This is a genomic window from Roseovarius sp. THAF27, assembly GCF_009363655.1.
Taxonomy (GTDB): domain Bacteria; phylum Pseudomonadota; class Alphaproteobacteria; order Rhodobacterales; family Rhodobacteraceae; genus Roseovarius.
Genome location: NZ_CP045393.1, coordinates 2,193,376 through 2,205,264 on the forward strand (window position 1 = coordinate 2,193,376; position 11,889 = coordinate 2,205,264).

An 11,889-nucleotide genomic window follows, 5' to 3' on the forward strand; every position below is an offset into this window, starting at 1 on the left:
GGCCTTGGCGCCCCGGAATTTTTGAAAAATTCCGGGGCGTTTTATTTTTCGGAAAACGGGGCCGTTCGGGGCTCAGGGTTTTATCATCACCTTGCCGGCCCGACCGGGCGTCAGCGAGGCGGTGACGGCGTCAGTGATCCGGTCGAGGCTGAAGCTTTCGTCCGTTGCCAGGGGCAGTTTGCCTTGCATGGCGAGTGTCACCAGTTCTTTCATCAGGCTTTCGCGGCGGTCGGGGTCCATCTCGGACCCGACGCGCGCGCCCCAGAAGCCCTTGACCGTGATCTGCTTCATGATGAGAGGCCCCGACGACAGCGGCATCGGCTCGCCCGTGGCGGTGCCAAATACAATCAGTTCGCCGTCGCTGGACAGGATATCGACAAGATGTGCCGCGATGTCGCCGCCGACGGAGTCGATGGCGGACACCAGTTTGCCATCGCGGACCGCCTGGCGCACCCGGTCGGTCCAGTCGTCATCGGACGTCGAGATGACGTTGGACTTGCCGGCATCGCGCAGGCCTTGCGCCGCCTCCTCCCGGCGCACGAGGTTGACGAGGTTGATGCCACGTTCGGCTGCCAGAACCGCCATGATGCGGCCCACCGCGCCGTTGGCCGCGGTCTGGGCGATCCAGTCGCCCTTGTCGGCCTTCAGGCTGTCGAGCAGGGAGATGGCCGAGAACGGCATGGCGATGAGCTGGGCGCCCTGCTCGTCGGAGATCTGCTCGGGCAAGGGCATGAGGCCGTTCGCCGGGGCCAGGAAATGCTCGGCCCAAGTGCCGTGGACGCCCGCGACGGCGACGCGCTGGCCGGTGAGACTGTCATCGACGCCCGCGCCCACGGCATCGACGATGCCCGCCGCTTCGGAGCCGCCGATGGCGCCCGGCAGCGAAGGCTTGTAGCCGTAGGTGCCGCGTACCGTCCAGAGGTCGTGGTTGTGGATGGGCGACAGAAGGGTCCTGATGCGCACCTGCCCCTCGCCCGGTTCGGGCGTGTCGGTATCGGTGGCGTAGAGGACCTTTGCCGGGTCGCCGAACGTGTCGTGGAGGGCGGCTTTCATTGGGATCGACCTTTCTTTTTGAGTGTGCGGCCGGACTGCGGGCCTGTTCCCGGCGGAACGGGTGGCGATGGGTTTTGTTCCTGCGCCGCCGTGCTGCCGTGGCGGCAGCGGTTCCCTTTCATGGAAACGTCGCTTGCGTTGCGGGCAATATATCCATATTTCTCGATATATGGATAAGCCAGCCGCCCTTTCCGCCCTTCAGGCGCTGTCGCAGGACACGCGTCTGGACGTGTTTCGCCTGTTGATGCGCGCCGGCCCCGAGGGCATGGCGGCGGGTGAGATCGCGGAACGCTGCGCGGTGCGGCAGAACACCATGTCGGCCCATCTGTCGATCCTGTCGCAAGCCGGGCTGATCCGGGCTGCGCGGGAGGGTCGATCGGTGCGCTATAGGGCCGAGATCGAGGGAATCCGCGGGCTGCTGGGGTTCCTGATGGAGGATTGTTGCGGCGGGAATCCGGCGCAATGCCAGTCACTTATCGACGAGATTTCACTCAAGTGCTGACCAGGGCAGAACCGGAAGAGAGGCAAGCATGACGGACAGAGCCGATACCGCGCAGGACAACGGACTTGGCGTGTTCGAACGCTATCTGAGCGTCTGGATCGCGCTGGCCATCGTGCTGGGCATCACGCTGGGCGTCGTGGCGCCCGGGCTGGTGGAGGCGGTCGCGGCGGCGCAAGTCGCACAGATCAACCTGGTGGTGGCGGTGCTGATCTGGGCGATGATCTATCCGATGATGATCGGCGTGGACCTGAGCACCATCCCGGCGGTGGCGAAACAGCCAAAGGGTCTGGTGATCACGCTGGTGGTCAACTGGCTGATCAAGCCCTTCACCATGGCGCTGCTGGCGGTTCTGTTCTTCGACCACGTCTTTGCGCCCTGGATCGCGCCGGAGGATGCGGCGCAGTATATCGCGGGGCTGATCCTGCTGGGGGCGGCGCCCTGCACGGCGATGGTGTTCGTGTGGTCGCAACTGACCCGCGGTGACGAGACCTATACGCTGGTGCAGGTGTCGGTGAACGACCTGATCATGGTTGTGGCCTTTGCGCCCATTGTGGCAGTGCTGCTGGGGGTGACGGACATCACCGTCCCGTGGCAGACGCTGGTGACGGCGACGGTGCTGTACGTGGTGCTGCCGCTGGTGGCGGGGCTGGTGACGCGGCGGATGCTGGGCTCAAAAACCGCCATCGAGGCGTTCACGGCACGGGTGAAGCCGTGGTCGATCATCGGACTGATCGCGACGGTGGTGATCCTGTTCGGCTTGCAGGGCAGCATCATCCTGGCGAACCCCTTCGTGATCGCGCTGATCGCGGTGCCGATCCTGATCCAGAGCTACGGGATTTTCGCGCTGGCCTATGGCGCGGCCTACGTGATGCGCGTGCCGCACCGGGTGGCGGCGCCCTGCGCGATGATCGGGACCTCGAATTTCTTCGAACTGGCGGTAGCCGTGGCGATCAGCCTGTTCGGCCTCAACTCGGGCGCGGCGCTGGCCACGGTGGTGGGCGTGCTGGTGGAGGTGCCGGTGATGCTGTCGCTGGTGGCCTTCGCCAACCGGACACGGGCGCGGTTTCCTGGGCACTCGGCTGAACGGGAGGGCGCGCGATGACGGACGAGTTGCCGAACCTGAAGGCGGGCGCCCTGCCCGATATCGACGAAGGCAAGCTGTTCCCGGCGGAACGCGCCGCCCATGTACCGCGTGTGCTGCTGCTTTATGGCAGCTTGCGGGAGCGGTCGTTCTCGCGCCTCTTGAGCGAGGAAGCGGCGCGGGTGTTGCGCCATCTTGGCGCGGAAACGCGGACGTATGATCCGCACGGGTTGCCCCTGCCGGACGATGCGGAGGCGAGCCATCCGAAAGTGGCCGAACTGCGCGAGCTGGTGATGTGGTCCGAAGCCATGGTCTGGGTCAGTCCCGAGCGGCATGGCGCGATGACCGGCGTGATGAAGAGCATGATCGACTGGATACCGCTGGCCCCTATCGGAGGAATCCGGCCCACGCAGGGCAAGGTGCTGGCCGTGGCGCAGGTGAGCGGCGGCAGCCAGAGCTTCAACGCGGTGAACCAGATGCGGATCCTGGGGCGCTGGATGCGGATGCTGACGATCCCGAACCAGTCTTCGGTGCCGAAAGCCTGGGACGCGTTCGACGAGGCCGACCGGATGAAGCCGGGGCCGCCCTATGACCGGGTGGTGGACGTGATGGAAGAATTGGTGAAATTCACGGTGCTGACGCGCGGACAGGCGGGCTACCTGACGGATCGCTACAGCGAGCGGGTGGAGACGTTGGAGGAGCTGTCGGCGCGGGTGAACGCGGCAAAGGCGATCGGGACGGAGTGACCCGTGCGGCGCGTGGGTTTTCACCCACCCTACGCGTATGGCGCGCCGGTCCGAGGGCGCGGTCAGCGGGCGGCGAGCGCGTCGTCGAGAACCTTGCGGACCTCGGTCATGTCCACGTCTTCCGCCACGAAGGCGTCGCCGATGCCACGGGCGAGGACGAAGCGCAGCTTACCGTCGACCACTTTCTTGTCCTGGCCCATGAGGTCGATCAGCCCATCCGCATCTGGCAAACCGCCTTGGATATCAGACAGATCGACCTTCATCTTCATGTCGCGCAGGTGTGCGCGGACGCGGCTGGGATCCTCCTGCGAGCACAGGCCGAGGCGGCTGGACAGCTCGAACGCCAGCGCGCAGCCGATGGCGACGCCTTCGCCGTGCAGCAGCCGGTCGCCATAGCCGGTGGCAGCCTCGAGCGCGTGGCAGAATGTGTGGCCCAGGTTCAGAAGCGCCCTGCGGCCATGTTCCTTTTCGTCCTCGATGACGATCTCGGCCTTCATCTCGACCGAGCGCTTGACGGCCGCGATGCGCGCCGGCATGTCGCCTTCGGCAACGCCGGGGCCGTGAGTTTCCAGCCAGTCGAAAAACGCGGCGTCCCCGAGCAGGCCGTACTTTACGACCTCTCCGTAACCCGCCAGGAAATCACGGTTTTTCAGCGATCCGAGGACGTCCGTATCGGCCAGGACCAAACTGGGCTGATGGAACGCGCCGATCAGGTTCTTGCCCTGGGGCGCGTTGATCCCGGTCTTGCCGCCCACCGAGCTGTCGACCTGCGCCAGAAGGCTGGTGGGGACCTGCACGAACCGCACGCCCCGGCGCAGGACGGAGGCGGCAAACCCCACCAGATCACCGATGACACCGCCGCCGAGCGCGATGACGACATCGCTGCGCTCGACTTTCTCGGACAGGAGCCATTCGACGCAGCGCTCGAATTGCGGCCAGCTCTTGGTGGCCTCGCCGGGGGGCAGCGCTAGCGCGGTGCTGTCGATGCCGCCCGCCCGCAACCCCGCCTGCAGGGTGGCGAGGTGCAGCGCGCCCACGGCCTCGTCCGTCACAATGACCACGCGGGGACGGCGCAGGAGCGGCGCGACGAGTTCCCCGGCCTGCCCGAGAAGCCCGGGGCCGATATGGATGTCGTAGGCGCGGTCGCCGAGGCCCACGTGAACGAGTTCGGTCATGTCGTCTGCTCCAGTACGTCCGGGCGTTGCTGCAGCGCGTCGCGGACCTTCGTGGCCATCTGGTCGATCGTGTAGGACGCATGGGCGGGCACGGCAAGATCGGCCATTTCGTAATACGGCAGCCGCGCCTCGTAGAGATCCTTCAACGTCCTGTAAGGATCAGCCGTGCGCAGCAAGGGCCTGGTATCCTTGTGTTTTACGCGGTTCCACAGAAGCCGGAGATCGGCCTTGAGCCAGACCGACACGCCCTTGGCCCGGATCAGGTCGCGGTTGCGCTCGGACAGGAACGCGCCGCCGCCGGCGGACAGGATGCCGCGCTGGCTGTCGAGCAGGCGGTCGATGACCTGCGTTTCGCGGTCGCGGAAGAACGCCTCGCCGTCGCGGGCGAAAATCTCGGAGATCTTCATGTTGGCCGCGGCCTCTATCTCGACGTCCGAATCAAGGAAAGGGACATCAAGAATGGCTGCCAAAGCCTTGCCCACAGCCGTTTTTCCAGCCCCCATCATCCCCACCAGCACAACGGTTTTCTTCAACTGCCAACGCTCCCCGGCGGCCACTGTCGGCGCTCCTATGCCAATCGTAACTTTTCGTGCACTGAATGACGTGATCTTGATGAAATTGCCAGTTATAAAGTGGTAAAAGACGGCAATAAACGGGCAGGCACTTCATGTTCAGACTGATCAAATGGCTGATCTACCTTGGCATTCTGGCGTTCCTCGCGCTGGTGGGCTATGCCTATCTCGGACCATTTTTCGGGGCGGATTTCTCGCCCGACCGGGAAGAAATTCGACAGGAAATCATACTTGAAGACTCTTGATACCGTTGTCTTTTCCATCGCCTTCGCGGCCCCCGCCCTGGCGCAGGAGCCGCTGGGGGCCATCGACTGGCTGAACGACCCGGCGCCGATCAGCGTGGCGAGACCGCTGGAAGCGCCGTTGCAGCCCCCGCCCGAGAGCGATGTGGAGGGCGCCGTGGTGCCGGACGTGGACGTGATGCCGCTGGACGGCGCGCGGCCCGATGCGGCGGGGCTTTTGCCGGGCAGCACCACCGGGCTGCCGCCGAACCTGTGGGCCGGCAGCAGCACCGACACGCTGATCTCGCTGTTCTCGCGGCTGCCGTCCGATCCGCTGCCGGCGATCCAGGCGCTTTACTATACCCTGTTGCTGGCCGAGGCAGAGGCGCCCGCCGACGCAGGCGCGGAGGCGCGGTTCCTGCGAGCCCGGCTGGGCGCGCTGCGCAAGATGGGCGCGGTCGAGCCGGCGCTGGCGCTGGTGCAGCAGGCGGGCCCCTACGATGCCGATCTGTTCGACCAGTGGTTCGACCTGGCGCTGCTGAGCGGCACCGAGAACGAAGCCTGTTCCGCCCTGACGCAGGAACCCGAATTGTCGGACCGATACGATGCGCGGATCTATTGCGGGGCGCGCACGGGGGACTGGCAGACCGCCGCGCTGACCTACGAGACGGCGACCGCGCTGGGTGTGCTGGATTCCCCGAGCGAACGCCTGCTGGCGCATTTCCTGGACCCCGAAACGATCGACGCGGACACCACGCTGGCGCCGGCCGCGACCATGACGCCGCTGCTCTACCGCCTGTACGAGGCGGCCGGAACGCCCCTGCCGACGCGAAACCTGCCGCGCGAATTCGCCGTGGCCGACATGCGCGGGCTGACCGGGCTGAAGGCCGAGATCGAAGCCGCAGAGAGGCTGACCCGCACCGGCGCCCTGCCCGCCAATCGACTGCTGGGGCTTTACACCGATCAGAGTCCGGCGGCGTCGGGCGGGGTGTGGGAACGCGTGGCGGGTGTGCAGGACCTGGAACAGGCGATCCTCGACACCGACGCGCAAGCCGTGGGCGAGATCCTGCCCGACCTGTGGCGCGACATGAAGCGCGAGGGCCTGGGCGTGGCGTTTGCGACGCTCTTTGCCCAGTCGCTGTCGACGCTGGATCTGCAGGGCCGCGGGCGCGAGGCGGCCTTCGAGGTGGCGCTGTTGTCGCAGGATTACGAGTCGCTGGCGCCGAAACTTGCCACGAACGATGCGCGCGGGCGCTTCCTGGTGGGACTGGCCCAGGGCACGCCCGACGCCGACCTGGCCAGCGAGACGCCGCAGATCGCGATTGCAGAGGCGTTTGCCGCCAATGCAGCCCATCCCGACCATGCCGACATGCTGGAGGCCGGGCGGCTAGGACAGGCGATCCTGACGGCGGCGCTGCAACTGGACGGCGCCGGACCGAACCAGGCCAGCGACATCGTGGCGGGCCTGTCGACGCTGCGGGCTGTGGGGCTGGAGGACACCGCGCGCAAGGCGGCGTTGCAGATCCTGCTGCTGAAGGCGGGCACGTGAGCACGCGGCACTGGCTGGCGAATTTCCTCGACGCCCAGGCGGCCGAGGCTGGGGCGGCCCGCAATACCTTGCAGGCCTATGCCCGGGACCTGACGGATTTCACCGAGTGGCTGGCGCGTGGCGGCAAGGATGCGGCGCGCGCGGCGCAGGCGGATATCGAGGATTACCTGGTGCATTGCGACGCGCAGGGACTGGCGCGGTCGACGCGGGCGCGGCGACTGTCGGCGATCCGGCAATTCTATCGCTTTGCCTTCGACGAGGGGCTGCGCGAGGACAACCCGGCGATCCAGATCCGCGGCCCGGGCCGCGACAAGCGTCTGCCCAAGACGCTGGAGCTGGGCGACGTGGACCGCCTGCTGGAGGCCGCGCGGCAGACCGGGCGGAACAAGGCCGACCGGGTCCGCAACGCCTGCCTGATGGAACTGCTTTATGCCACGGGTATGCGGGTGAGCGAACTGGTGTCGTTGCCGGTGGCGTCCTGCCGGGGCGACCCGCAGATGCTGCTGGTGCGCGGCAAGGGCGGCAAGGAACGGCTGGTGCCGATGTCGCCCCCGGCCCGCGCGGCGCTGGACGCCTGGCTGACGGTGCGCGATGCGGCGGAAGAGGCGGCGAAGGCGAAGGGCAAGCCAGCCTCGGCCTTTCTTTTTCCGTCGAGCGGCAAGGCGGGTCACATCACGCGCAACCGCTTTTTCCTGCTGGTCAAGGATTTCGCCGTGGCGGCGGGGATCAGCCCCGAGCGGGTGTCGCCGCACATCCTGCGTCATGCCTTCGCGACGCATCTGCTGGCCGGCGGCGCCGATTTGCGGACGATCCAGACGCTCCTGGGTCATGCCGATGTGGGAACGACCGAGATCTATACCCATGTGCTGCAAGACCGGCTGCGCGACCTGGTGTTCGACGCGCACCCGCTGGCGCAGGAGGCGCGCAAGGCGGCGGGCGGCAGGTCGACGGACGGCGACTGACCGATTGCAGGCGCGATGTCCCGGGCTCGGGACCGGACGGAAGCCCTGCCACCTGGCGTCGGCCGGCAGACCGTGCAGGTGCGATGCGCCAGCCGGTCTCGTCGCCCGGCAGGGCCTGGGTCCGTCGAATCCCCCTTCACGGGTCCTGCGCCCCCAAATCTGCAAGTTTCCGCGCCAGTTTCCTTGAATGCCCCGCCTGCACGCCCCATAACCCCTGCAACGCATAACGTGACTTTTGGACAATGGACCCCGTTTCGCCAACTTTTGACACCGCCTTCTGGATCTCTGCCGGTGCGATCCTTCTGCTTCTGGTTCTGTCCGCCTGCTTTTCGGGGAGTGAAACCGCGCTGACCGCCGCGTCGCGCGGCAAGCTGCGGGCGCGGGCCGACAAGGGATCGAAAGGCGCCGAACGGGCGCTACAGATCACCGAGGACAACGAGCGGCTGATCGGCTCGGTCCTTCTGGGCAACAACCTGGTGAACATCCTGGCGACGTCGCTGGCGACCGCCCTCTTCACCCGCGCCTTCGGCGAGAGCGGCGTGGCGCTGGCGACGCTGGTGATGACGTTCCTGGTGCTGATCTTTGCCGAGGTTCTGCCCAAGACCTATGCGATCACCAATGCCGAGGCGGCGGCCTCGCACGCGGCCCCGGTGATCCGCTGGGTGATCGTGATCTTTTCGCCGGTGGTGTCGGCGGTCCGCCTGCTGGTGCGCGGCGTGCTGCGGGTGTTCGGGGTGAAGACCGACCCCGACAGCCAGATCCTGGCGGTGCGCGAGGAAATCGCGGGAGCGCTGTACCTCGGGCATTCCGAGGGCGTGGTCGAGAAAGAGGACCGCGACCGGATCCTTGGCGCGCTGGACCTGGGCGACCGGGCGGTCGAGGAGATCATGTTGCACCGCAGCCAGATCGAGATGATCGACGCGGCGCTGGAACCCGAGGCGATCCTGGACCAGTGCCTGAAATCCAACCACACGCGGCTGCCGATCTATCGTGACGATCCCGACAACATCATCGGGATCGTCCATGCCAAGGACCTGCTGCGCGCCATGCACACGCTGGCGCTGAAGGCCGAGGGCGCGCGCGGGGCGCTGGCGACGTTCGACATCTGCGACGTGGCGATGGAGCCCTATTTCGTGCCCGAGACCACCACGCTGGACGACCAGATGCGCCAGTTCCTGCGGATGCGCAGCCATTTCGCGCTGGTGGTGGACGAGTATGGCGACCTTCAGGGGCTGATCACGCTGGAGGATATCCTGGAAGAGATCGTGGGCGAGATCACCGACGAGTTCGACCCCGATGGCGACCAACCGGTGGGGCGCAGCGACGACGGCCAGTTCCTGGTGGACGGCGGCACGACGATCCGCGACCTGAACCGGGCAACGGACTGGACCTTGCCGGACGATCAGGCCAACACCGTGGCGGGCCTGGTGATCTACGAGGCGCAGATCATCCCCGAGGTGGGACAGGTGTTCAATTTCCACGGCTTCCGTTTCGAGGTGGTGGAGAAGGAGGACAACCGGCTGACCAAGTTGAAGGTGCGGAAGTTGTAAGGCGCGGTGGGTGCGCGTGGGTTTTCACCCACCCTACGGCGGCATCGAGGTTCCGGGTCGGGTTTGCGCGGAGTGAGGGCGAAGCGGTGGGGTGGAACCCCACCCTACGGCAGCTGAACAGGTCCCGACGCGGTGTCGCGCGGACCCGTAGGGTGGGTGAAAACCCACGCGCAGACGCCAATGTGATAGTCCACCTCAGAACAGTTCCATCTGGTCCCCGGCCCGCGCCGGCGGCGCGAAGAGGTCGCACCGCAAAGGCGGCTGTGTCGCGTCGAGCCCCAGCCGTCGTGCCGCGACCCGAAACCGCTGCGCCACCATCTCGGCATAGGGCCCTGAGCCGCGCATCCGGCGGCCCCAGTCCGAGGCGTAATCCTTGCCGCCATGCATGTCGCGCACGTGACCCATCACGCGGGCGGCCCGGTCGGGACAAGTCTCGGCCAGCCACTCGCGAAAGAGCGGCGAGACCTCCAGCGGCAGGCGCAGCATGATCCAGCTGGCGGCGCCGGCCCCTGCCTTGGCAACGGCCTGCAGGATTGGCTCCATCTCGTGACAGGTCAGCCCCGGGATCACCGGTGAGACCATGGCGCGCACGGGCACGCCCGCGTTCGCCAGGCGTTCGACCACCTTCAGCCGTCGCGCCGGGGCAGGTGCGCGCGGCTCCATCGCGCGAGACAACGCAGCGTCGAGCGTGGTGACGGAGATGCCCACCCGCGCCAGCCCGCGCGCGGCCATGTCGGACAGGATGTCGATGTCACGCTCCACGAGGCTGCCCTTGGTGACGATGGCGACGGGATGGTTGAAATCCGACAGCACCTGGAGGCAGGCGCGCATGATGCCATGGGCCTTTTCGATGGGCTGATACGGATCGGTGTTGGTGCCGATGGCGATGGGCGCCACGCGGTAGCCGGGCTTGCGCAGCTCGGCGGCCAGCACCTGGGGCGCGTCGGGGCGCGCGACCAGCCGGGTCTCGAAATCGAGCCCTGCCGACAGGCCGAGCCAGGCGTGGCTGGGCCGGGCGAAGCAATAGATGCAGCCATGCTCGCAGCCCCGGTAAGGGTTGATCGAGCGGTCGAACGGCAGATCGGGCGAGCGGTTGTAGGTGATGATGCTGCGCGGCCGCTCGATGCTGACGCGGGTGCGCAGCGCCGCCTCTTCGGGGGCGGCATTCCAGCCGTCATCCTCGAAACTGCGTGCCTGCCGCTCGTACCGGCCCACGGCGTTGCTGACCGCGCCCCGGCCCGGACGGCGCAACCGCGGATCGACGGTATCGGAGGTATCGGACATGGCCCGATTATAGGAACATTAAGAGAACATATGCAACAAGCTCATAGTCAGTATGGAAGTTTTTCACTGAAGGCCGCGCGGAATCTGCGCTATCTGTCGGTGCAAGAACCGCGCATGTCGGAATTGGAAAGTCGTGTGCGACAAAATGGACGTAATCGCGGAGGCTAGACACCGGGCCACGCGCCACACCAAGGGATAAAGCACATGTCCGACGAAGAAGACGACATCATCCTCAGCGAACTGGACGACGAGGAACTTGTCCAGCAGATGTTCGACGACCTCTATGACGGTCTGAAGGAAGAGATCGAGGAAGGCGTCAACATCCTGCTTGAGCGTGGCTGGCAACCCTACCAGGTGCTGACCGAGGCGCTGGTGGGCGGCATGACCATCGTCGGCAAGGATTTCCGCGACGGTATCCTGTTCGTGCCCGAGGTTCTGCTCGCGGCCAACGCGATGAAGGGCGGCATGGCCATCCTCAAGCCTCTGCTGGCCGAAACCGGCGCCCCGCGCGTCGGCAAGATGGTGATCGGTACCGTCAAGGGCGACATCCACGACATCGGCAAAAACCTGGTGTCGATGATGATGGAAGGTGCCGGGTTCGAGGTGGTCGACCTCGGGATCAACAATCCGGTCGAGAACTATCTCGAGGCGCTGGAAACCGAAAAACCCGACATCCTGGGCATGTCGGCCCTGCTGACCACCACGATGCCCTACATGAAGGTCGTGATCGACACGATGGTGGAACAGGGCCTGCGCGACGATTACATCGTGCTGGTGGGCGGCGCACCGCTGAACGAGGAATTCGGCAAGGCCATCGGCGCCGACGCCTATTGCCGCGACGCCGCCGTGGCGGTGGAGACCGCCAAGGACCTGGTGGGCCGCAAGCACAACCAAGGCGCCACGGGCTGAGCCCCTGCCCTCGGGTGAACGACAAGGCCCTGCCCGACCCGGCGGGGCTTTTTTCGTCGGACGACTGCGCTTATGTCTGTTGCGGAAAGGACCCTCGCGATGCCGCTCAACAAACTGGTGCTGCTGTTGCTTGTCGTGATCGCCGCTGCGGGCGGCACGATTTTCCTGCTGACCTCGGCCTGGGGGCCGGAGGCGCTGTCGGAGAACTGGATGGTCGCGGTGCCGCTGGTGCTGGGGGTCTACCTGCTGGTGCGGTTCCTCGGCCTGCGTGGCGGCGGGCGCTGA

The 11,889-nt window shown here is 66.4% G+C and carries 13 protein-coding genes; 9 read left to right on the plus strand and 4 right to left on the minus strand.

Features of this window, described 5'->3' with window-relative positions; all coding sequences use genetic code 11:
• Positions 1 to 72 precede the first annotated feature (72 nt).
• Positions 73 to 1,053, minus strand: coding sequence for a zinc-binding dehydrogenase (locus FIU89_RS10860; RefSeq protein WP_152492605.1), 981 nt, complete (start codon positions 1,051 to 1,053; stop codon positions 73 to 75).
• A 169-nt stretch (positions 1,054 to 1,222) separates the two neighbouring features.
• Here FIU89_RS10860 and FIU89_RS10865 point away from each other — a divergent pair, with 169 nt between their 5' ends.
• The 3 genes from FIU89_RS10865 to arsH are packed head-to-tail and all read left to right on the plus strand — an operon-like array spanning position 1,223 to position 3,382.
• Complete coding sequence (locus FIU89_RS10865) at positions 1,223 to 1,555, plus strand: helix-turn-helix transcriptional regulator (RefSeq protein WP_152492606.1); 333 nt, start codon at positions 1,223 to 1,225, stop codon at positions 1,553 to 1,555.
• A 28-nt stretch (positions 1,556 to 1,583) separates the two neighbouring features.
• Positions 1,584 to 2,657 carry an ACR3 family arsenite efflux transporter gene (gene arsB / locus FIU89_RS10870; protein ID WP_152492607.1) on the plus strand — a complete coding sequence of 358 codons (1,074 nt, stop codon included), beginning with the start codon at positions 1,584 to 1,586 and terminating at the stop codon, positions 2,655 to 2,657.
• Entirely contained in the window at positions 2,654 to 3,382 is a 729-nt protein-coding gene (arsH, locus tag FIU89_RS10875) for an arsenical resistance protein ArsH (RefSeq protein ID WP_152492608.1), read from the plus strand. The genes arsB and arsH overlap by 4 nt, the downstream gene beginning before the upstream one ends.
• Positions 3,383 to 3,444: 62 nt before the next feature.
• Here arsH and aroB read toward each other — a convergent pair whose 3' ends face one another.
• Positions 3,445 to 4,557, minus strand: a complete 1,113-nt coding sequence (gene aroB / locus FIU89_RS10880) for a 3-dehydroquinate synthase (protein ID WP_152492609.1) — start codon at positions 4,555 to 4,557, stop codon at positions 3,445 to 3,447.
• Entirely contained in the window at positions 4,554 to 5,063 is a 510-nt protein-coding gene (locus tag FIU89_RS10885) for a shikimate kinase (RefSeq protein ID WP_254701872.1), read from the minus strand. The genes aroB and FIU89_RS10885 overlap by 4 nt, the downstream gene beginning before the upstream one ends.
• A gap of 161 nt (positions 5,064 to 5,224) precedes the next feature.
• On the opposite strand from FIU89_RS10885, the gene FIU89_RS22285 reads away from it, so the two are divergent.
• The 4 genes from FIU89_RS22285 to FIU89_RS10900 all read left to right on the plus strand — a co-directional run bounded on the left by FIU89_RS22285 (position 5,225) and on the right by FIU89_RS10900 (position 9,411).
• Positions 5,225 to 5,374: a hypothetical protein gene (locus tag FIU89_RS22285; protein WP_172978087.1), complete on the plus strand. Its 150-nt coding sequence runs from the start codon at positions 5,225 to 5,227 to the stop codon at positions 5,372 to 5,374.
• Entirely contained in the window at positions 5,361 to 6,899 is a 1,539-nt protein-coding gene (locus tag FIU89_RS10890) for a hypothetical protein (protein WP_152492611.1), read from the plus strand. Before FIU89_RS22285 ends, FIU89_RS10890 begins: the two co-directional genes overlap by 14 nt.
• On the plus strand, positions 6,896 to 7,861 hold the full coding sequence (locus tag FIU89_RS10895) for a site-specific tyrosine recombinase XerD (RefSeq protein ID WP_152492612.1): 966 nt from the start codon (positions 6,896 to 6,898) through the stop codon (positions 7,859 to 7,861). Before FIU89_RS10890 ends, FIU89_RS10895 begins: the two co-directional genes overlap by 4 nt.
• 242 nt (positions 7,862 to 8,103) lie before the next feature.
• A complete protein-coding gene (locus tag FIU89_RS10900) occupies positions 8,104 to 9,411 on the plus strand; it encodes an HlyC/CorC family transporter (RefSeq protein WP_152492613.1) in 1,308 nt (435 codons plus the stop codon).
• Between the two features lie 195 nt (positions 9,412 to 9,606).
• Here the strand turns inward: FIU89_RS10900 and FIU89_RS10905 are convergent, their stop codons facing one another.
• Positions 9,607 to 10,695 carry a PA0069 family radical SAM protein gene (locus FIU89_RS10905; protein WP_152492614.1) on the minus strand — a complete coding sequence of 363 codons (1,089 nt, stop codon included), beginning with the start codon at positions 10,693 to 10,695 and terminating at the stop codon, positions 9,607 to 9,609.
• A 204-nt stretch (positions 10,696 to 10,899) separates the two neighbouring features.
• On the opposite strand from FIU89_RS10905, the gene FIU89_RS10910 reads away from it, so the two are divergent.
• Positions 10,900 to 11,604, plus strand: a complete 705-nt coding sequence (locus FIU89_RS10910) for a B12-binding domain-containing protein (RefSeq protein WP_152492615.1) — start codon at positions 10,900 to 10,902, stop codon at positions 11,602 to 11,604.
• Between the two features lie 99 nt (positions 11,605 to 11,703).
• Positions 11,704 to 11,889: a hypothetical protein gene (locus FIU89_RS10915; RefSeq protein ID WP_152492616.1), complete on the plus strand. Its 186-nt coding sequence runs from the start codon at positions 11,704 to 11,706 to the stop codon at positions 11,887 to 11,889.